The organism is Escherichia sp. E2586, from assembly GCF_005781105.1.
Classification (GTDB): Bacteria; Pseudomonadota; Gammaproteobacteria; order Enterobacterales; family Enterobacteriaceae; genus Escherichia.
In genome coordinates, this window is the sequence record NZ_VATN01000014.1 from 38551 (window position 1) to 59455 (window position 20905).

At 50.2% G+C, this 20905-nt stretch carries 20 protein-coding genes, 7 tRNA genes and 1 other RNA gene; 7 read left to right on the plus strand and 21 right to left on the minus strand.

What is annotated here, in order from left to right; translation table 11 throughout:
* The first annotated feature begins 70 nt into the window (after positions 1 to 70).
* Positions 71 to 1006 carry a CDF family zinc transporter ZitB gene (zitB, locus tag FEK50_RS15070; protein ID WP_130214939.1) on the plus strand — a complete coding sequence of 312 codons (936 nt, stop codon included), beginning with the start codon at positions 71 to 73 and terminating at the stop codon, positions 1004 to 1006.
* Here zitB and pnuC read toward each other — a convergent pair.
* The 21 genes from pnuC to cydA form a co-directional block, all read right to left on the minus strand.
* A complete protein-coding gene (gene pnuC, locus FEK50_RS15075; protein ID WP_131161681.1) occupies positions 1003 to 1722 on the minus strand; it encodes a nicotinamide riboside transporter PnuC in 720 nt (239 codons plus the stop codon). The genes zitB and pnuC overlap by 4 nt on opposite strands.
* Positions 1723 to 1759: 37 nt before the next feature.
* Positions 1760 to 2803 (minus strand): quinolinate synthase NadA, encoded by a 1044-nt coding sequence (gene nadA / locus FEK50_RS15080; RefSeq protein WP_131161680.1) that lies wholly within the window; start codon positions 2801 to 2803, stop codon positions 1760 to 1762.
* A 285-nt stretch (positions 2804 to 3088) separates the two neighbouring features.
* A non-coding RNA gene (locus FEK50_RS15085) (RtT sRNA) lies at positions 3089 to 3220 on the minus strand.
* 24 nt (positions 3221 to 3244) lie between these two features.
* Positions 3245 to 3320, minus strand: a tRNA-Lys gene (locus FEK50_RS15090).
* A 33-nt stretch (positions 3321 to 3353) separates the two neighbouring features.
* Positions 3354 to 3429 (minus strand) — tRNA-Lys (locus FEK50_RS15095).
* 146 nt (positions 3430 to 3575) lie between these two features.
* Positions 3576 to 3651 (minus strand) — tRNA-Lys (locus FEK50_RS15100).
* A 3-nt stretch (positions 3652 to 3654) separates the two neighbouring features.
* Positions 3655 to 3730, minus strand: a tRNA-Val gene (locus tag FEK50_RS15105).
* Positions 3731 to 3781: 51 nt separating this feature from the next.
* A tRNA-Lys gene (locus tag FEK50_RS15110) sits at positions 3782 to 3857 on the minus strand.
* A 2-nt stretch (positions 3858 to 3859) separates the two neighbouring features.
* Positions 3860 to 3935, minus strand: a tRNA-Val gene (locus tag FEK50_RS15115).
* 126 nt (positions 3936 to 4061) lie between these two features.
* Positions 4062 to 4137 (minus strand) — tRNA-Lys (locus tag FEK50_RS15120).
* Positions 4138 to 4301: 164 nt separating this feature from the next.
* Positions 4302 to 5090 (minus strand): cell division protein CpoB, encoded by a 789-nt coding sequence (gene cpoB / locus FEK50_RS15125; RefSeq protein WP_130209908.1) that lies wholly within the window; start codon positions 5088 to 5090, stop codon positions 4302 to 4304.
* A gap of 9 nt (positions 5091 to 5099) precedes the next feature.
* On the minus strand, positions 5100 to 5621 hold the full coding sequence (pal, locus tag FEK50_RS15130; RefSeq protein ID WP_001295306.1) for a peptidoglycan-associated lipoprotein Pal: 522 nt from the start codon (positions 5619 to 5621) through the stop codon (positions 5100 to 5102).
* Positions 5622 to 5655: 34 nt separating this feature from the next.
* Positions 5656 to 6948: a Tol-Pal system beta propeller repeat protein TolB gene (tolB, locus tag FEK50_RS15135; protein WP_010352214.1), complete on the minus strand. Its 1293-nt coding sequence runs from the start codon at positions 6946 to 6948 to the stop codon at positions 5656 to 5658.
* A gap of 132 nt (positions 6949 to 7080) precedes the next feature.
* On the minus strand, positions 7081 to 8373 hold the full coding sequence (gene tolA, locus FEK50_RS15140) for a cell envelope integrity protein TolA (RefSeq protein WP_131161679.1): 1293 nt from the start codon (positions 8371 to 8373) through the stop codon (positions 7081 to 7083).
* Positions 8374 to 8436: 63 nt separating this feature from the next.
* Positions 8437 to 8865 (minus strand): colicin uptake protein TolR, encoded by a 429-nt coding sequence (gene tolR / locus FEK50_RS15145; RefSeq protein ID WP_000090096.1) that lies wholly within the window; start codon positions 8863 to 8865, stop codon positions 8437 to 8439.
* Between the two features lie 3 nt (positions 8866 to 8868).
* Positions 8869 to 9561, minus strand: coding sequence for a Tol-Pal system protein TolQ (tolQ, locus tag FEK50_RS15150; RefSeq protein WP_000131310.1), 693 nt, complete (start codon positions 9559 to 9561; stop codon positions 8869 to 8871).
* On the minus strand, positions 9558 to 9962 hold the full coding sequence (ybgC, locus tag FEK50_RS15155) for a tol-pal system-associated acyl-CoA thioesterase (RefSeq protein ID WP_001098372.1): 405 nt from the start codon (positions 9960 to 9962) through the stop codon (positions 9558 to 9560). The genes tolQ and ybgC overlap by 4 nt, the downstream gene beginning before the upstream one ends.
* Positions 9963 to 10111: 149 nt before the next feature.
* On the minus strand, positions 10112 to 10405 hold the full coding sequence (gene ybgE, locus FEK50_RS15160; protein WP_063096546.1) for a cyd operon protein YbgE: 294 nt from the start codon (positions 10403 to 10405) through the stop codon (positions 10112 to 10114).
* Positions 10405 to 10518 carry a cytochrome bd-I oxidase subunit CydX gene (gene cydX / locus FEK50_RS15165; RefSeq protein WP_000270283.1) on the minus strand — a complete coding sequence of 38 codons (114 nt, stop codon included), beginning with the start codon at positions 10516 to 10518 and terminating at the stop codon, positions 10405 to 10407. Before cydX ends, ybgE begins: the two co-directional genes overlap by 1 nt.
* Before the next feature lie 14 nt (positions 10519 to 10532).
* On the minus strand, positions 10533 to 11672 hold the full coding sequence (gene cydB, locus FEK50_RS15170) for a cytochrome d ubiquinol oxidase subunit II (RefSeq protein WP_000568264.1): 1140 nt from the start codon (positions 11670 to 11672) through the stop codon (positions 10533 to 10535).
* Between the two features lie 15 nt (positions 11673 to 11687).
* On the minus strand, positions 11688 to 13256 hold the full coding sequence (gene cydA / locus FEK50_RS15175) for a cytochrome ubiquinol oxidase subunit I (protein WP_131161695.1): 1569 nt from the start codon (positions 13254 to 13256) through the stop codon (positions 11688 to 11690).
* A 1379-nt stretch (positions 13257 to 14635) separates the two neighbouring features.
* Here cydA and glmS point away from each other — a divergent pair.
* Genes glmS through FEK50_RS15205 form a run of 6 tightly spaced genes read left to right on the plus strand, consistent with a single transcriptional unit; the run spans position 14636 to position 20866 of the window.
* Positions 14636 to 15085, plus strand: coding sequence for a methylaspartate mutase subunit S (glmS, locus tag FEK50_RS15180; RefSeq protein ID WP_131161678.1), 450 nt, complete (start codon positions 14636 to 14638; stop codon positions 15083 to 15085).
* Positions 15085 to 16473, plus strand: coding sequence for a methylaspartate mutase accessory protein GlmL (glmL, locus tag FEK50_RS15185; RefSeq protein ID WP_131161677.1), 1389 nt, complete (start codon positions 15085 to 15087; stop codon positions 16471 to 16473). The genes glmS and glmL overlap by 1 nt, the downstream gene beginning before the upstream one ends.
* 18 nt (positions 16474 to 16491) lie before the next feature.
* Positions 16492 to 17937 carry a methylaspartate mutase subunit E gene (locus FEK50_RS15190; protein WP_130209900.1) on the plus strand — a complete coding sequence of 482 codons (1446 nt, stop codon included), beginning with the start codon at positions 16492 to 16494 and terminating at the stop codon, positions 17935 to 17937.
* The gene (locus FEK50_RS15195; RefSeq protein ID WP_130209898.1) at positions 17937 to 19178 is read left to right on the plus strand and encodes a methylaspartate ammonia-lyase; all 1242 of its coding nucleotides are present in this window, start codon (positions 17937 to 17939) and stop codon (positions 19176 to 19178) included. Before FEK50_RS15190 ends, FEK50_RS15195 begins: the two co-directional genes overlap by 1 nt.
* 3 nt (positions 19179 to 19181) lie before the next feature.
* The gene (locus tag FEK50_RS15200) at positions 19182 to 20552 is read left to right on the plus strand and encodes an acyclic terpene utilization AtuA family protein (protein ID WP_131161676.1); all 1371 of its coding nucleotides are present in this window, start codon (positions 19182 to 19184) and stop codon (positions 20550 to 20552) included.
* The gene (locus tag FEK50_RS15205) at positions 20549 to 20866 is read left to right on the plus strand and encodes a DUF4387 domain-containing protein (RefSeq protein WP_130209894.1); all 318 of its coding nucleotides are present in this window, start codon (positions 20549 to 20551) and stop codon (positions 20864 to 20866) included. Before FEK50_RS15200 ends, FEK50_RS15205 begins: the two co-directional genes overlap by 4 nt.
* Positions 20867 to 20905 lie beyond the last annotated feature (39 nt).

The window sequence follows — 20905 nt, forward strand, 5'->3', positions numbered from 1 at the left end:
TTAATTTTTCCCTTCTAAAAGAAGTATGATGTCATAAAGTTAAGTGAGATAAATTAAGGGATGACTCGTCATGGCGCACTCACACACTTCCCCACACCTACCAGAAGATAATAATGCTCGTCGCTTGTTGTATGCTTTCGGCGTAACTGCCGGGTTTATGCTGGTAGAAGTCATTGGCGGTTTTCTTTCCGGTTCTCTGGCATTGCTGGCTGATGCCGGACATATGTTGACCGATACTGCCGCCCTGCTTTTCGCCCTACTCGCAGTGCAATTTTCACGTCGTCCTCCCACCATTCGCCACACTTTCGGTTGGCTAAGATTGACCACGCTCGCGGCGTTTGTGAATGCCATCGCCCTGGTGGTGATTACGATTTTGATTGTCTGGGAGGCAATAGAACGTTTCCGCACGCCGCGTCCGGTTGAAGGCGGTATGATGATGGCGATTGCCGTGGCGGGATTGCTGGCAAATATACTTTCTTTCTGGTTACTTCATCACGGTAGTGAAGAGAAAAACCTCAACGTGCGAGCAGCGGCACTGCATGTGCTTGGGGACCTGCTGGGTTCCGTTGGTGCTATCGTCGCCGCGTTGATAATTATCTGGACCGGCTGGACACCTGCGGACCCCATTCTCTCGATACTCGTGTCGCTTCTGGTTCTACGCAGCGCGTGGCGATTATTGAAAGACAGCGTGAATGAATTACTTGAAGGTGCGCCCGTTTCGCTGGATATTGCTGAAATGAAACGCCGCATGTGCCGGGAAATCCCGGAAGTCCGCAATGTGCACCATGTACATGTGTGGATGGTGGGCGAAAAGCCAGTGATGACGCTGCATGTGCAGGTGATCCCGCCACACGATCACGATGCCTTGTTAGATCAGATCCAACACTATCTGATGGATCACTATCAGATTGAGCACGCCACCATCCAGATGGAATATCAACCTTGTCATGGGCCAGACTGCCACCTGAATGAAGGGGTGTCTGGCCATTCACATCATCACCATTAATGGGACAGCGCGCGTGAACCTCTTTCGCGTGCGCTGTTGATCCACATCCGGCTGCCGTTGAGGGCAATAAAGGTCAGGATCAGATACTCCAGCGACATGGCATAGACGCCCTGCAAGGCGAAAATCACCACGCTAATCACGTTAATGATGACCCACAATAACCAGTTTTCGACGTATTTACGCGTCATCAGGATCATTGCCACGATGGAGAGTACCATCATGCAGGAGTCCCAGAATGGGAAGGCGTCCGGTTGCAATTCTGGCATCACTACCTGCAAACCCAATGCTTGCATAATCGTGACTGCCACGCGGGTCAAAAATGCAAACATCGGATTGATAAATACCGTCATCAGACCAATCGAAACCACGCAAACCGCCAACCAGCTTAGCGCCTTCGGCAATGGCAACCAGCGAATTTTTAACTCAGCTTCATGTTGACTGGTTTGTCGCGACCAGGCATACCAGCCATAAATGTTAGCGGCAAAGAAAAACACCTGTAACAGCAGGCTGGCATACAGCTGAATCTGAAAGAAAATAATGCCAAACAGGGTAACGTTGATCAGGCCAAAAAAGTAGTTGCTGATCTTCTCCAGACTGGCAAGGCCAATACACAGTAACCCAGCGATCGTCCCCACCGCTTCGATCCATGAGAGATCGTAACCGCCAGCACCGATCGGTATATGAACCAGAATGCTCTGTGTGCTAAAAAAATCCATCTTTCCCCCAATGCGTAGCGTGACGCCTTATTGTCAGTTATCCACGTAGTGTAGCCGCAAAATCCAGCATACGGTTGAGCGGCACCAGCGCCCTCTCTCGCAGATTTTCGTCAACATGAACCTCGTGATTGCTTCCTCCCTGTTCCAGCGCCTCTGCGATGGCCTGAAGGCCATTCATTGCCATCCACGGACAATGAGCGCAACTTCGACAGGTAGCGCCCTCGCCTGCGGTTGGCGCTTCCAGCAATTCTTTATCTGGCACGGCCTGCTGCATTTTGTAGAAAATGCCCCGGTCAGTCGCCACAATCAGCTGCTGATGTGGCAATGTTTTTGCAGCGTTAATCAACTGACTTGTGGAACCAACAGCATCGGCCATATCGACAATAGCTTGTGGTGACTCCGGATGCACCAGTATGGCAGCATCAGGGTACTGTTTTTGTAAGCGGGTTAACGCCTGAGTCTTAAACTCGTCATGAACGATACAGGCACCTTGCCAGCATAAGATGTCTGCGCCTGTCTGTTTTTGCACGTAACGCCCCAGATGTTTGTCTGGTGCCCAGATAATTTTTTCACCCAAACTATCCAGATGATCAATGAGTTCGACGGCAATGCTTGAAGTTACCACCCAATCTGCACGCGCTTTTACCGCAGCAGAAGTGTTGGCGTAGACAACGACAGTACGATCGGGATGGGCATCGCAAAATGCGTTGAATTCTTCAATCGGACATCCGAGATCCAGTGAACATTCAGCCTGAAGTGTTGGCATCAGAATTGTTTTTTCCGGGCTGAGAATTTTGGCGGTTTCCCCCATAAATCTCACCCCAGCGACTAACAGCGTAGAAGCGGGATGCTTTGCACCGAAGCGGGCCATTTCCAGAGAATCAGAAATACAGCCACCGGTTTCTTCAGCCAGCTGTTGAATTTCGGGATCGGTATAGTAGTGGGCGACCATCACCGCATTACGTTCTTTCAGCAGCCGTTTGATTTTCTTGCGATAATACGCTTTTTCATCAATGCTTAACGGCGTTGGCTTCGGTGGAAAAGGATATATCGCCGTTTCAGGATCAAACATCACGCTCATTTGGCCATCTCGTTTTACAGGCTTAACGTTTATGCCGACATGAAGCGTTCAATCCGCTGCAATCGGCCTCAATTGTTTTATATGCTAAACAAAATAGCCGAATGGTGAGGAAAAGTCACACGTATTACGCCTGATATGCAGGATGCGTCATTTTACGCCTAATTCAACCGACGCAGACACAGAGTTGCTTGCGCAGTAAGCCTCTGACTATGCCATCAGGTTTACAAATTGAAATTGTGGGATGCCTGAATAGCAAAAAAGCGCCTTTAGGGCGCTTTTTTACATTGGTGGGTCGTGCAGGATGACTCGCTTCGCTCGCCCTTCGGGCCGTCGCCGCAAGCGGCTCCGTTGTTTCGCTGCGCTCAACTCGAACCTGCTGCAGGTTCGAATCTTTGAGTATCGCAGATAGCAAAAAAACGCCTTTAGGGCGCTTTTTTACATTGGTGGGTCGTGCAGGATTCGAACCTGCGACCAATTGATTAAAAGTCAACTGCTCTACCAACTGAGCTAACGACCCCTTGCGGGATTATGCTGCTTTAATCATTCAGGATGGTGGGTCGTGCAGGATTCGAACCTGCGACCAATTGATTAAAAGTCAACTGCTCTACCAACTGAGCTAACGACCCATATGGGTGTTACCTGAAAGATTTCTACTCGAATCCAATCTTTAAGATTGGTGGGTCGTGCAGGATGACTCGCTTCGCTCGCCCTACGGGCCGTTGCTGGCGCAACGTTATCCTTCACGCTTAACATCTGAGTTTGATGTTAAAATTGGTGGGTCGTGCAGGATTCGAACCTGCGACCAATTGATTAAAAGTCAACTGCTCTACCAACTGAGCTAACGACCCGAGTGGTGGGTGATGACGGGATCGAACCGCCGACCCCCTCCTTGTAAGGGAGGTGCTCTCCCAGCTGAGCTAATCACCCGATACTACGCTGGATACTACAAACTACTTCCACCAAACCCACCGCAATTAGTGGTGGGTCGTGCAGGATTCGAACCTGCGACCAATTGATTAAAAGTCAACTGCTCTACCAACTGAGCTAACGACCCGGTGGTGGGTGATGACGGGATCGAACCGCCGACCCCCTCCTTGTAAGGGAGGTGCTCTCCCAGCTGAGCTAATCACCCGATACTACGCTGGATACTACTTAAAGTGGTGGGTCGTGCAGGATGACTCGACTTCGTCTCGCCCTTCGGGCCGTTGCTGACGCAACGTTATCCTTCACGTTTTACTACCGCTTCCACCTTAGCGATTGGTGGGTCGTGCAGGATTCGAACCTGCGACCAATTGATTAAAAGTCAACTGCTCTACCAACTGAGCTAACGACCCACTTTTTCGTTGCTTTCGGTTTGTTTGATATCCCGTGGCAACGGCGGCATATATTACTGATTTCAGACTTGAGCGCAACAAAAATTTCGATGTAGATCACTCAACTGCTTATGAATCGCACGACACGACCAGAAATAATGCGACTTCTGGTCGCGTGTTATGCATTACATGGCGTTCAGACGTTTTTGCGCCTGTTTAGCACCATCAGTACCAGGGTATTTACTGATAACCTGCTGGTACACGGCTTTTGCTTTCGCGGTGTCACCTTTGTCCTGCATGATGACGCCAACTTTAAACATCGCATCTGCAGCCTTCGGTGACTTCGGATAGTTTTTCACTACCGAAGCAAAATAGTACGCCGCATCATCTTTCTTACCCTTGTTGTAGTTTAACTGACCCAGCCAATAATTGGCGTTGGGCAGGTAAGTTGAATCAGGATAATTTTTGATGAAATTCTGAAATGCCACCATCGCGTCATCCTGGCGGGATTTATCCTGTACCAGCGCAATAGCTGCATTGTAATCAGTGTTTGCATCGCCGCTTTTCACCGGCGCACCAGCATTCGCAGTACCTGCATCAGCTGTTGGCGTCGTTGCCGCCGCTCCGCTTTGATCGCCGCCGGCTGATTGTGCCGCTGCACCACCGCTGCTAAGGCTATCGATCTGCAACAAGATCTGCTTCTGCCGCTCCACGACCTGATTCAGTTGATACTGATTTTCCTGAATTTGACCACGCAGGGAATCAATATCGGACTGATTATCAGAGAGTTGCTGCTGGAGTTGGGTCAAAAGCTGGCTGTGAGCATTTGAAATACGCTCAAGTTGAGTGACGCGGTCTTCGACCGAGCCTGAGCCGACACTACTGATTGGTGCCTGAGCAAAAGCGGCCCAGGGGGCCGCTATACCAACCAGTAACGACAGACTCAATAGTTGATGTCTGAAGTTACTGCTCATGCAATTCTCTTAGTAAACCAGTACCGCACGACGGTTTTTGGAGTATGCCGCTTCGTCATGACCCAGTACTGCAGGTTTTTCTTTACCGTAAGAAACGATGGAGATCTGGTCTGCAGAAACGCCTTTACCCTGCAGGTACATCTTAACGGCGTTCGCACGACGTTCACCCAGGGAGATGTTGTATTCCGGAGTACCACGTTCGTCCGCGTGACCTTCTACGGTGACTTTGTAAGACGGGTTGCTACGCAGGAAGTTTGCGTGCGCATCCAGCATTTGAGCGAAGTCAGAACGGATATCGTATTTGTCCAGATCGAAGTAAACGATGTTGTTCTGCTGCAGCTGTTGCATTTGCAGACGAGCCTGCTCTTCGGAAGACATGTTGCCATTTCCGCCGTTCGCATCCATGCCAGTGCCGGCACCCAGCATGCCTTCGCTGCCGTCATTGCTGGCGTTCTTGTTGGAAGAACATGCCGCAATTGCCATAACAGGCAGAGCAATCATCAGCCCTTTCAGCACTTTGTTCAGTTGCATTTCAATGATTCCTTTACTATTCAATTAATTATTATCACAGATACGGCGACCAGGCAGGAAATTTGACCTGTCCATCAGTTGCCGGAAGACGCGCTTTGAAACGCCCATCTGTAGAAACCAAATTCAGCACGGATCCCATCCCCTGAGAAGAGCTGTAGATTACCATAGTGCCGTTAGGTGCCAGACTTGGCGTTTCATCCAGGAACGTTGAGGACAGAACTTGTACGCCTCCCGTTACCAGATCTTGTTTGGCAATGTGCTGCTGCCCACCATTGGAGCTAACCATTACCATAAATTTACCGTCGCTGCTGACATCCGCATCCTGGTTCTGCGAACCTTCCCAGGTAATACGTTGCGGCGCACCGCCGTTGATATTCACTTTATAAACCTGCGGACGACCGGCCTGGTCAGAGGTGAAGGCCAGGTTTTGACTGTCCGGGAACCAGGTCGGTTCGGTGTTGTTGCTGCGACCATCTGTTACCTGACGGATTTGACCAGAGGCTAAATCCATTACGTACAGATTCAGGCTACCAGTTTTCGACAGAGCAAAAGCCAGTTTGCTGCCGTCCGGCGAGAATGCAGGCGCACCGTTGTGACGCGGGAAGGAAGCAACCTGACGCACTGCACCGTTAGCCAGCGTCTGGATTACCAGCGCAGAACGACCGCTTTCGAAGGTAACATATGCCAGTTTAGAACCGTCCGGTGACCACGCCGGAGACATCAGCGGCTGCGGAGAACGGTGAACCACAAACTGGTTGTAGCCATCATAGTCAGACACGCGCAACTCATACGGGAACTGGCCACCATTGGTCTGAACAACATAGGCAATACGGGTACGGAACGCACCTTTAATGCCGGTCAGTTTTTCAAACACTTCATCACTGGCGGTATGGCCAGCGTAACGCAGCCATTGTTTGTTTACTTTGTATGAGTTCTGAGCAAGCACAGTACCCGGTGCACCGCCGGTATCAACCAGCTGATAAGCAACATTGTAAGAACCGTCCGGATTCGGAGTGACCTGACCTACAACGACAGCGTCAATGCCCAGCGCAGACCATGCAGCAGGTTGAACTTCCTGCGCGCTACCTGGCTGTTGAGGCAGACGAGCGCGATCTAACGGATTAAATTTACCGCTGTTACGCAAGTCAGCAGCAACGATGCCGCCAATATCTTCAGGTGCCGCACCTGGACCCGCCCACTGGAATGGAACGACACCAATAGGACGACCGGAATCTACACCACTGTCGATCACAATGCGGACTTCAGCATGCAGAACTGACGCCCACAGTATGAGAAAACCAAATGCTACTCGTAATGCCTGCTTCATCATATCTCCCTTATCTGGACAGATAGCCCACGATAATTTAGCAGAATGTTAACAAACTCAAATACACAAAACTACCAGAACCCTGCGACAACCGATGTCTGATGTTGACCGCCGTGACGACCAACATCGCGATTACGGTTTGAAGTCCAATGGTGCGTTCTTGAACACTTCATATACTGCCTGGCTTGGTGGTTTCGGGATCTTCGCAAGTTTAGCTGCTGCCAACGCAGCCTGACAAAGAGCGGGATCGCCACCTTCAGGTTTGATATCCAGTAACATGCCATCCGGTGCCAATTTTATGCGCAGCGTACAGGTTTTACCTGCATAGGACGATGCATCATAGAACTTACTTTCGATAGCAGATTTAATCTGCCCGGCATAGTTATTGATATCTGCGCCTGATGCGCCATTGTTTTTAGTATTACCACTCCCGGCAGGCGAAGCATTGTTCCCTTTCGCCCCTCCCCCCGTTTTCGGTGCATTCTTACCAGAGCTTAGCTCACCGAAAATATCATCTGCCTCCGCGGCAGCTTTTGCTGCAGCCGCTTTTTCTGCTGCTGCTTTTTCTGCTGCTGCTTTTGCCGCTGCGGCTTTTTTGTCTGCGGCGGCTTTTTCTGCCGCTGCTTTCTTATCAGCTGCTGCCTTTTCAGCAGCCGCTTTTTCTGCTGCTTTTTTGTCGGCTGCAGCTTTTTCAGCGGCGGCTTTCTTATCTGCAGCCGCCTTTTCAGCAGCCGCTTTCTGCTCAGCTTCGGCCTTCGCTTTTTCAGCAGCTTCAGTTGCCGCTTTCTTTCTTGCTTCAGCTGCAGCAGCTTCTGCCGCTTCCGCTTTCTTCTTCAGCGCCGCTGCAGCTTTGGCGGCTTCGGCCTCGGCTTTTTTCTGCGCTTCGGCTGCGGCTTTGGCGGCTTCTGCTTCTGCTTTTTTCTTCGCGTCCGCAGCCGCTTTCTTCGCTGCTTCTTCGGCAGCTTTGGCTTCCGCTTCAGCCTTCGCTTTAGCATCTGCCGCCGCTTTCGCTGCTGCCTCTTCCGCTTGCTTCTGCTTTAACTCGGCCTGTTTAGCGGCTTCTTCAGCCTGTTTCTTCTGTTCCTGAGCAGCTAACCGTTCTTTCTCAAGCTGCTTCAGGCGTTCCTGTTCAGCCGCTTGTTTCTCACGCAGTTCTTCAGCAGCCTGCTGTTCCTTCATCTTGCGCTGCTCTTCAGAACGCTTCGCGCTTGATTCCTGGCTTTGCATACGTTTGTACTGCTCAACTACCGCACCTGAATCAACCATTACAGCATCGATGGACGAACCACCGCCGCCTCCGGCTGAAGCTTCTATATTCTCATCGAACGAACTCCAGATCAGCGCTGCAAATAAGATGACATGCAGCACTGCTGAAATAATTATCGCCCGTTTGAGCTTGTCGTTTTGTTCGGTTGCCTTTGACACTCTCGGTTCCCAAAAACTGTTCGCCTGTTACCCGCTCTCTTAAAGCAAGGGAAACGCAGATGCTTAAATAGGCTGCGTCATTAAACCAACCGATTTCACACCCGCACTGTGTAACAAGTTCAGCGCTTTAATTATTTCATCGTAAGGCACATCTTTTGCGCCACCGATCAGAAAGACCGTTTTCGGGTTGGCCTTGAAACGGCTGGATATTTCCGCCACCACCTGCTCTGGTGGTAAACGCTCCAGACGATCTTTCTCAACCACCACGGTGTACTGACCAATACCAGACACTTCAACAATCACAGGCGGATTATCGTTACTGCTCACCGCCTGTGATTCAGTAGCGTCTGGCAGATCGACCTCCACGCTCTGGGTGATGATGGGCGCTGTCGCCATAAAGATCAGCAACAGCACCAGCAGTACGTCCAGCAACGGTACAATGTTGATTTCGGACTTGAGATCGCGACGACCTCGTCCACGCGCTCTGGCCATGGCTTACCCCTTGTTGCTCTCGCTAACGGTAAACGCCTGGCGGTGCAGAATGGCGGTGAACTCTTCCATAAAGTTGTCGTAGTTCAGCTCCAGTTTGTTGACGCGCTGGTTCAGACGGTTGTAAGCCATAACCGCAGGGATTGCGGCAAACAGACCGATAGCCGTGGCGATCAACGCTTCTGCGATACCCGGTGCAACCATTTGCAGCGTCGCCTGTTTCACCGCGCCGAGCGCGATAAAGGCGTGCATGATCCCCCAGACCGTACCGAACAGACCGATATACGGGCTGATGGAACCTACCGTACCGAGAAACGGAATGTGCGTTTCCAGATTTTCCAGCTCACGGTTCATGGAAATACGCATCGCGCGCGACGCGCCTTCCACTACGGCTTCCGGTGCATGGCTGTTAGCACGATGCAGGCGCACAAATTCTTTGAACCCACTGTAAAAGATTTGTTCCGACCCCGAGAGATTATCTCGTTTTCCCTGGCTCTCCTGATAGAGGCGAGAAAGTTCGATTCCAGACCAGAATTTATCCTCAAACGCTTCGGCTTCGCGAGCCGCGGCGTTAAGAATACGGGTCCGCTGGATAATAATGGCCCAGGATGCGATTGAAAAACCAATCAAAATCAACATGATAAGTTTAACCAGAAGGCTCGCCTTCAGGAACAAATCAAGGATATTCATGTCAGTCACTGCTTAAACTCCGCGACAATAGACTTGGGAAGCGCACGAGGCTTCATTTTGAGTGGGTCAACGCAAACAATCAGAACCTCAGCTTCATTCAGCAGAGTATTCTCAGCGTTGACAATACGTTGCGTGAAAACCAAAGAGGTGCCACGCATTGATGTTATTTCAGTCTGTATTTCGAGCATATCGTCGAGCCGCGCAGGCGCGTAATATTCCACCGTCATCTTACGCACCACGAAGGCAACGCGTTCAGCCATCAGAGCCTGTTGACTGAAGTGATGATGACGCAGCATCTCTGTGCGTGCTCTTTCATAAAAAGCGATGTAACTGGCGTGGTACACCACACCACCGGCATCGGTATCTTCATAGTAGACGCGAACCGGCCATCGAAACAGCGTTGTATTCACTTTACATCCCAGTAATGCAACAAAAATTAGAACTTTTAAACGCTGCTACTATACGCGCGCGATTGAGGTTTGGGAATGAGGGCAAGTTAAGGGAGCGTAAAAATTTATGGACTGTTGAAGGTCCATAAATTTTTAAAGAGAATTCTGATTTAAAAGAAGAAGAAAATCAGCCCGACAATGAGAACGATATCGGCAAGCAGTGGGCAAAAAATCCCTTGCCAGAGAACCTTCTGCGGACGAAAACCCACGCCGTGAATTACGCCAGCACAGACGGCCCACATCAGCAATAAACCATGCCAGATTTCCAGTTCACTGGTCTTCGCGGCAAAACGTGATGGGTCCCAAAACATACATCCTGCTAACAGAAGCGCCATCACGAAGGAAAGCGCCCGCAGGGGGCGCTTGTCCATTACCGCATACAAAGTTGCGATAACCTTACTCATCAGCTGTCTTCTTGACCGGCTTTACCTGATTCGACGTGCTCAAGCGCCAGCGCGGTGATTACCCCAAACGAACAGGCAAGAAGCGTTCCCAGAATCCATGCGAAATACCACATTTTTAGCTCCTTACTTAGTACAGAGAGTGGGTGTTACGTTCAATATCTTCTTTGGTGATACGTCCGAACATTTTCCAGTAACACCAGGCGGTGTAGAGCAGAATGATCGGAACCAGAACCACCGCAACCCAGGTCATGACGTTAAGCGTCAGCTGGCTGGAAGTTGCATCCCACATTGTCAGACTTGCATTCATCATGGTGCTGGACGGCATCACAAACGGGAACATTGCAATACCGGCAGTCAGGATGATGCAGGCCAGCGTCAGGGAGGAGAACACAAACGCCCACGCGGCTTTATCCATACGTGCAGTCAGGATGGTCAGCAGCGGCAGAACCACACCCAGCGCCGGAATAGCCCACAGAATCGGCGTGTTGTTGAAGTTCACCAACCATGCGCCAGCTTCACGAACCACTTCTTTATTCAGCGGGTTAGAGGCAGCGTAATGGTCCATTGTCGATTTCACGACATAACCATCGATACCGTACATCACCCATACACCCGCCAGTGCGAAGCAGACCAGCGTCACCAGTGCCGCTACCTGTGCCGTTGCACGGGTACGCAGGTGCAGTTCGCCCACGGTACGCATCTGCAGATAGGTTGCGCCCTGGGTAATGATCATCCCTACGCTTACCACACCTGCCAGCAGGCCGAATGGGTTAAGCAGCTGGAAGAAGTTACCGGTGTAGTACAGACGCAGATATTCATCAACGTTAAACGGTACGCCCTGCAACAGGTTACCGAACGCCACACCAATCACCAGCGGCGGAACGAAGCTACCAATGAAGATGCCCCAGTCCCACATGTTACGCCAGCGGGTTTCTTCAATCTTGGAGCGGTAATCAAAACCGACCGGACGGAAGAACAGAGACGCCAGCACAAGGATCATCGCCACATAGAAGCCGGAGAACGCAGCGGCATAGACCATCGGCCAGGCAGCAAACAGTGCGCCGCCTGCGGTGATAAGCCAAACCTGGTTACCGTCCCAGTGTGGTGCGATGGAGTTAATCATAATTCGACGCTCGGTGTCGTTACGACCGAGGAAACGGGTGAGCATGCCCACCCCCATGTCGAAACCGTCAGTGACTGCAAAACCAATCAGCAGAATGCCAACCAGCAGCCACCAGATAAAACGCAATACTTCATAATCGATCATTTGACGACTCCTGTCTTAGCGTGCCGGCTGAGTAGTCGTGGAGGACTGCTCAAAGTGATAGCGACCGGTTTTCAGGCAGCTTGGGCCGAGGCGTGCAAACTTGAACATTAAGAACAATTCTGCCACCAGGAACAGGGTATACAGGCCGCAAATCAGCACCATCGAGAAGATGAGATCGCCTGCGGTCAGTGACGAGTTCGCCACAGCTGTCGGCAGCACTTCACCGATAGCCCACGGTTGGCGGCCATATTCAGCCACGAACCAGCCCGCTTCTACAGCAATCCACGGCAGCGGAATACCGTACAGCGCGGCGCGCAGCAGCCATTTTTTCTCGCCAATGCGGTTGCGGATGACACTCCAGAAGGAGAGCGCAATGATTGCCAGCAGCAGGAAGCCACACGCCACCATAATACGGAACGCGAAGTACAGCGGCGCTACACGCGGAATGGAGTCTTTGGTTGCCTGTTGAATCTGAGCTTCAGTCGCATCAGCCACGTTCGGCGTATAGCGTTTCAGCAGCAGACCGTAACCGAGGTCTTTCTTCATGCTATTGAACTGGTCACGAACCGCCTGGTCGGTAGAACCAGAACGCAGTTGTTCGAGCAGAGAGTACGCTTTCATCCCGTTACGGATGCGTTCTTCATGCTGAACCATCAGCTCTTTCAGGCCGATCACTGGCGTATCCACGGAACGCGTTGCAATGATGCCCAGCGCGTAAGGGATCTGGATCGCAAATTTGTTCGTCTGCTCATCCTGATCAGGAATACCGAACAGAGTAAAGGCAGCAGGCGCAGGTTGAGTTTCCCACTCGGCTTCAATTGCAGCCAGTTTGGTTTTCTGCACGTCGCCCATTTCGTAACCGGATTCATCACCCAGAACAATAACAGACAGAACGGCAGCCATACCGAAGCTTGCAGCGATAGCAAAGGAGCGTTTAGCGAAGGCGAAGTCACGGCCTTTCAGCATATACCATGCGCTGATACCGAGGATGAACATCGCGCCAGTCACATAACCAGAGGCTACAGTGTGAACGAATTTCACCTGAGCAACCGGGTTAAGCACCAGTTCGGAGAAGCTCACCATCTCCATACGCATGGTTTCGAAATTGAAATCGGACGCGATTGGGTTTTGCATCCAGCCGTTCGCAACCAGAATCCACAGTGCGGACAGGTTTGAACCGAGCGCCACCAGCCAGGTGACACACATATGCTGAACTTTACCCAGACGATCCCAACCGAAGAAGAACAGACCTACAAAGGTGGATTCGAGGAAGAAGGCCATCAGACCTTCGATTGCCAGCGGCGCACCGAAGATATCCCCTACATAGTGGGAATAGTAGGACCAGTTAGTCCCGAACTGGAACTCCATGGTCAGACCGGTTGCCACACCCAGAGCAAAGTTGATACCAAACAACTTGCCCCAGAACTTGGTCATATCTTTATAAATCTGTTTGCCGGAAAGGACGTAGACCGTTTCCATAATGGCCAGCAGGAACGCCATACCGAGCGTCAGCGGCACAAAAAGGAAGTGGTACATCGCGGTCAAGGCAAACTGTAAGCGCGACAGTTCGACTATATCTAACATCATGACTCCTTGCTCATCGCATGAAGACTCCGAGAGTGAACCCCGTTAGAAAGGGTCACACGCATGCCCCAATACAAAATTATTTGCTCGCCCCTATCGTTGCCATTTCATCAAAAGAGGAAAGACAATGATAAAAAAGTTACAAATATGTTAATGAATAAACCAAATTGATCCCGTAATTATATTACGCCGCAAAATCCTTACAATAAACAGGTTTTTATTGAGCAAATTTGCATTTTTCGACAGTGATCAATTTATAGTGAAATTGTCACCATCCCACCAATTTGATCTACGACAATTTATCGCGTTTTGCAGATTTTTTTCAAGAATTAAAAATTGATTTATATCAAAATCAACCAGATATGTTAACCATGTATAATCTATAGATCATTGGTAATTTTATTGTTAATTTATTGTAACCAAATAGCACAGTAAAATTACCACTATGGAAATGCATAGATAAAAAACCAGTATTTTATTTAACAGAACCGCCTTACCCACTTTTTATAAGACTAATTGGTTAGATTAGCCAATTTGTTGTCATTTTACATAACATATTTTTATCAAAGTTAATTGATTGTTGTCTTTATGAGCACCAACCTTTACCCCGGAATGTTATTGTTGCTTTGCTAATAATCACATTGAAGGATGGATTTGTTGAATTCAGGAAGAAGGGAAAGAGAGCTTTTAAGCTAAATTACATCTGATATAAGTATTTTTCCCCTTTTTATATTCAATGAACGGCTCAGTGACCCAACATCAAACAACATGAGATTCAATAACTAAGTTTATCCTGTGTTGATATATGTAAATTATTTTTATTAACCCAGCAGCAAGACGAGACAATGAAACGGTATTATATCTGGACGTTATTGAACACCAGCCCACTCTAAGTAATACGTTCCACTGCTCAAGAATAATCATTTGAGTAGAAGTGATTAATTAGGCCCAATGAATAGCACAACCCCAAATTAGTTATTAACCATTTGTTACTTTAAACATTACCGTTACAATTCCATGTTAAGACGGCAGTAAATTGCATTAATAATGCGCACCAAACTTTATGAACTACTTTTATAACCAGTCCCCTCTTAAAAAATGCAAATCAGATGTTGATCACAAATATATCAACACATTAAATCAATATAATTTGAAAAATTAAAATCAATAACAACCATATACGTAACCCATTGAAATAACCGTCATATTTAAAGCAATCACATAAACAAGCATTTTTCGAAAGATATTTTGAAAATAGATCAATTGCAACCAGACGACAGGACACAGACACTCCAGTGTTATTAATCATGTGCCACAGAAACGGCCATAAATACGACGTGTGTAACTTATTTTACTCTCTGTCTTACAAAGGATTACCCATGAAGAAAGCAACACTAGTGCTTGGCGTTATTGGTGCCGACTGCCATGCAGTTGGCAATAAAGTTCTGGATCGCGTTTTTACTTCTCATGACTTCAGAGTCATAAACCTGGGCGTAATGGTCAGCCAGGATGAATATATTGATGCTGCCATTGAAACTGGCGCTGACGCGATAGTAGTTTCCTCTATCTATGGGCATGGGGATATCGACTGTCTGGGCATGCGTGAACGCTGCATCGAACGTGGGCTGGGCGACATTCTGCTCTATGTAGGCGGTAACCTGGTGGTGGGTAAACATGACTTCGCTAACGTGGAAATCAAATTCAAAGAGATGGGTTTTGACCGCGTCTTCGCCCCCAGCCATGACTTAGAAGATGTCTGCCAGCTGATGTCCAACGATATCAACCAGCGTCATGGTGTTGAAACACGTATTTTCGAAGAGGCCATCTGATGCAAATCGTCTCTGTCGATATTGGATCGACGTGGACCAAAGCTGCCCTCTTTACCCGGGAGGGGGACGCGTTAACGCTGGTTAACCACGTTCTGACCCCAACCACCACGCATCATCTGGCCGATGGTTTTTTCTCAAGCCTGAATCAGGTGTTAAACGTAGATAACGCCCTCCCCCTGTTAAAAAGCGGCGAAGTCGCATTGAAGTACTCTTCTTCAGCCAAAGGTGGACTGGCGGTTGCCGCAATGGGATTAGTGCCTTCTATTACCCTGGAATCCGCGAAAGTAACCGCTCACTCTGCTGGCGCTAAAATTGCGCAGCATTACTCCTACAAGCTGAACCGCCGTGATATTCAGGCGCTGGAAGAGTCACCACCCGATATCCTCTTATTCACTGGCGGCACCGACGGCGGAGAAGAGAGTTACGGGCTAAATAACGCCCGTGTGCTGGCGGAATCAAAACTCGATTGCGCCATTATTTATGCCGGAAACAGGGACATTCAGGACAATATACAGGACATCCTCGGGCATAAAGATCTGACCATCGTCGATAACGTCCTGCCTGACCTTGAAAATCCCTCCCCTTTCGCCGCGCGACAGGCCATCTGCGACATTTTCCTCAAACGCATTGTTAAAGGAAAAGGACTGGATGTCATTGTTGATGAAACGGGCGAAGAGCCAATGCCAACGCCGTGGACAGTTTTTGAACTGGTTAAGGCAATCAGTAATGTCGATAGCCGTTGGAAAGAGTTCATGCTGATCGACATGGGCGGCGCAACCACCGATATGTATTCTGCCTGTGCCAATAATCTCTCACCCGACACCGTTTTACACGGCGTACCGGAACCCTTCGTAAAACGGACCGTTGAAGGCGATCTGGGGATGCGCGTCTCAGCAATGGTGGTTGGTGAAAGCGCAAAAGACTTAGTTAATGTGATCTTTTCTCAGCACCCCACGCAGCAGGACGCTTTTTATCATTATCTCCGTCATTTGGTTGCACATCCCGACCATTTACCCACTAACGCAGAAGAAAAATATTTCGATACTGTGCTGGCCGGACTGTGCGTAGGTTACGCCACTGAACGTCATGCCGGCACCAAAAAAGAGGTCTGCACCTGCGTCGGCAATGTCGATTTACAGATGGGACGCGACCTGACCACCGTGCGCAAAGTCGTTGGTTCCGGTGGATGGCTGTCGCGCGCCAGCCAGTTTGATATTCATCGTTGGTTGAAATACCGCGAGTTAAACGACGACGGCAAACGCATTCTCTTACCGACCGAATTTGAATATTACCGCGATTCACGGGGGCTATTTCCACTGCTGGCAAACGTCGCCAGAGTCGATCCGCAGGCCGCCGCGCGTACCAGTATTCAATGCTTAACCCTATAACAATTAAGGTAGCAATCAATGGAACTTCGAAATAAGAAATTAACCCATGACGAATTCATGACCGAGCGGCAACAGGTACTGAAAACCTGGGAAACTGGCAAGGATGTTGAAAACTTCGAAGATGGCGTTAAATATCAACAAACTATTCCTGATCACAAACGCTTCTCCCTTGCCCTACTGAAAGCAGACCTGGAAGGTAAAACGCTTAGCCAACCGCGCGCAGGCGTGGCGTTGATGGACGAGCACATCGAACTACTGAAAACACTGCAAGATGAGTGCGATTTGCTACCGAGCACCATCGATGCCTATACCCGTCTGAATCGTTACGAAGAAGCCGCGGTAGGGATTAAAAAATCTATCGAAGCCGGAACCTCTAAACTGAACGGTTTACCGGTGGTTAACCACGGCGTCGCAGCATGCCGTCGTCTGACCGAAACCTTGCAAAAACCGCTACAGATCCGCCATGGCACACCAGATGCGCGGCTGCTGGCTGAAATCTCAATGGCCAGCGGCTTCACCAGCTATGAAGGCGGCGGCATTTCCTACAATATTCCGTATGCCAAACGCGTAACGCTGGAAAAATCGATCCGCGACTGGCAGTACTGCGACCGTTTAATGGGGCTGTATGAAGAGCACGGAATTCGCATCAACCGTGAACCGTTTGGCCCGCTTACAGGTACCTTGATTCCACCGTTTATCTCGCACTCTATTGCGATAATCGAAGGCTTGCTGGCACTGGAACAGGGCGTGAAATCTATCACCGTCGGTTATGGTCAGGTCGGAAGCCTGACGCAAGATATTGCGGCGATCCAGTCTCTGCGGGAACTCGCTCACGAATACTTCCAGAATCATGGCTATGCAGAGTACGAATTAAGTACGGTGTTCCACCAGTGGATGGGCGGTTTTCCGGAAGACGAGTCAAAAGCGTTCGCGATTATCTCCTGGGGCGCGGCGGTTGCTGGAATGTCGGGCGCGACCAAAGTCATCACCAAGAGTCCGCATGAAGCCTGGGGCATCCCTACCGCTGCCGCCAACGTGCAGGGACTGAAAGCCTCCCGCCAAATGCTCAATATGGTTAGCGATCAGAAATTCCCACCGTGTCCTGCGGTGGAACTGGAAGTTGAGCTGATTAAGAGTGAAGTTCGCGCCGTGCTGAATAAAGTGTTCGAACTGGGGAATGGGGATATCGCGCGCGGTACAGTGCTGGCATTTGAAGCGGGCGTACTGGATGTGCCGTTTGCGCCAGCCGCCTGCAACGCGGGCAAAATTCTTCCGGTTCGCGACAACACTGGCGCGATACGCGTGCTGGAAGCCGGCGCCGTTCCGTTGCCAAAAGACATTCTCGACCTTCACCACGATTACGTTGCTGAACGCGCACGCTTTGAAGGACGCCAACCGACATTCCAGATGGTTGTTGATGACATCAATGCTGTATCCCACAGTAAATTAATAGGAAGACCATAATGAAAATAAAACAGGCCCTGTTCACCGCTGGCTACTCCTCATTCTATTTCGATGACCAGCAGGCGATAAAAAACGGAGCGGGCCACGACGGATTTTTTTATACCGGGGAGCCGGTTACGTCAGGTTTTAGCGCAGTACGTCAGGCTGGGGAGTGCGTTTCAGTTCAGTTGATTCTGGAAAATGGCGCGGTCGCGGTTGGTGACTGTGCTGCGGTACAGTACTCCGGGGCAGGCGGTCGCGATCCGCTGTTCCTCGCCGAGCATTTTATTCCGTTCCTTAATGACCATATCAAACCGTTACTGGAAGGCCGCGATGTGGATGCGTTTGTGCCGAACGCCCGTTTTTTCGACAAGCTGCGTATTGACGGCAACTTGCTGCATACCGCCGTGCGCTATGGATTATCGCAGGCGCTGCTTGACGCTACCGCGCTGGCAACGGGCCGTCTGAAAACTGAAGTAGTTTGCGATGAATGGCAGTTACCGCGCGTGGCGAAATCCATTCCTTTATTTGGTCAGAGCGGCGACGATCGGTATATCGCCGTCGATAAGATGATCCTTAAAGGGATCGACGTACTGCCCCATGCGCTGATTAATAACGTCGAAGAGAAGCTGGGCTTTAAGGGCGAAAAACTGCGCGAATATATCCGCTGGCTGTCAGATCGCATTCTGAGCAAACGTACCAGCGCTCGCTACCACCCTACGCTGCACATCGATGTATACGGCACCATCGGTCTGATCTTCGACATGGATCCCGTTCGCTGCGCGCAATACATCGCCAGCCTGGAAGAAGAAACACAAGGTCTGCCGCTGTACATTGAAGGCCCGGTCGATGCCGGTAACAAACCTGACCAAATTCGCCTGTTGACTGCCATCACCAAAGAGCTGACGCGCCTCGGTTCCGGCGTGAAAATTGTCGCCGACGAATGGTGTAACACCTACCAGGATATCGTTGATTTCACTGATGCAGCCAGTTGCCACATGGTGCAAATCAAAACGCCTGATCTGGGCAGTATTCACAACATCGTCGATGCGGTTCTGTACTGCAACAGCCACGGAATGGAAGCCTATCAGGGTGGCACCTGTAACGAAACCGATGTCAGCGCCCGAACTTGTGTCCACGTAGCTCTTGCCGCGCGTCCCATGCGGATGCTGGTAAAACCGGGGATGGGGTTTGACGAGGGCCTCGACATCGTGTTCAACGAAATGAATCGTACTATCGCGCTGATGCTGGCTAAGGATTAACAGATGGCTCGTTCTTTTAAAGTCTTATCACCTACTGCGATCCTCGGTTACGGCTTCCCTGAAGAGAGCTTCCGCAAAGCGATGGCGGAATCTCCCGATCTGATCGCCGTTGATGCCGGTTCTTCCGATCCTGGCCCGCACTATCTGGGGGCGGGTAAGCCCTTTACCGACCGCGCGGGAGTTAAACGCGATCTACGCTATATGATCACCGCTGGCGTGCAAAATAATATTCCAGTGGTGATCGGGACGGCAGGTGGTTCTGGCGCAGCCCCGCATTTGGAGTGGTGTCGTCAAATTATTCACGAGATTGCGCAAGAGGAAAAACTTTCGTTTTCGATGGCGCTGATCCCGGCGGACGTTGACAAAGCCATCGTCCACCAGGCACTGGATAACGGCAAAATCACGGCGCTGGATTTTGTCCCGCCGTTAACGCACGACGCGATTGACGAAAGTACCTATATCGTCGCGCAAATGGGCATCGAGCCCTTCCAGCGGGCGCTGAAAGAAGGCGCACAGGTGGTGCTGGGCGGCCGGGCTTATGATCCGGCCTGCTTTGCAGCGCTACCCATCATGCAAGGCTTTGACGAAGGGCTGGCGCTGCACTGTGGGAAAATTCTCGAATGTGCAGCAATTGCCGCGACACCAGGCTCCGGCTCTGACTGTGCGATGGGCATCATCGACGATAATGGCTTCACGCTGAAGACGTTCAATCCGCAGCGTAAATTCACCGAAACATCCGCAGCCGCGCATACGCTGTATGAGAAATCGGACCCGTACTTCCTGCCGGGACCAGGTGGTGTTCTGAATCTGAAAGGCTGCACCTTCAAAGCCGTGAACGACGGTGAAGTTTATGTCAGCGGTTCTAAGCATGAAGAAACGCCATATGCCCTGAAACTGGAAGGTGCGCGGCAGGTGGGCTTCCGCTGCCTGACCATCGCAGGCACTCGCGACCCAATAATGATCGCCGGGATCGACAAAATCATTGAAGATGTCAAAGCCAGCGTAACGCGCAACCTGTCGCTGACCGATAACAGCATTCGAATGACATTCCACCTGTACGGTAAAAATGGTGTCATGGGCGACCACGAGCCCATGGAAACTGCCGGACATGAACTGGGGATCGTCCTGGATGTGGTCGCGCCGACGCAAGAAATCGCCAACAGTGTTTGTTCACTGGTGCGCTCCACTATGCTGCACTACGGTTATGAAAATCGCATCGCCACTGCGGGCAACCTGGCGTTCCCGTTCTCCCCTTCTGATATCCAGAGCGGACCCGTATACGAGTTTTCTATCTATCACCTGATTGAAGCCAACGACGCACTGCGGTTTGATTTCCATATTGAACAGGTGACGCCAGAAGGAGTTCAGGCATGAAACAGTCAATTGTCTCACTGGCGCAAGTCATTCGTTCAAAAAATGCCGGACCCTACGAACTGGTTTTAGATATTTTATTTAAAACGAAAGAAAACTATGAGCGAGTTAAATCATCAGGGCAATTAACTCCAGAGCTGATTGCGCGCTTATATCATGTTGAACCTAACTTTATTCATCGTATTGTCTGGTTTGATCCTTCTAATGCAGTAAAAATCGTCATGCCACGAGATATTATCTCTGGGAATGTAGGCGATAATGATGTTTATGGTGCGCAGCAGCACGCACCTTTATTAAGCATTCATTTTGATATTTAATACTGTTTAGATTATCAACCCCATAAATGTACCTGCACA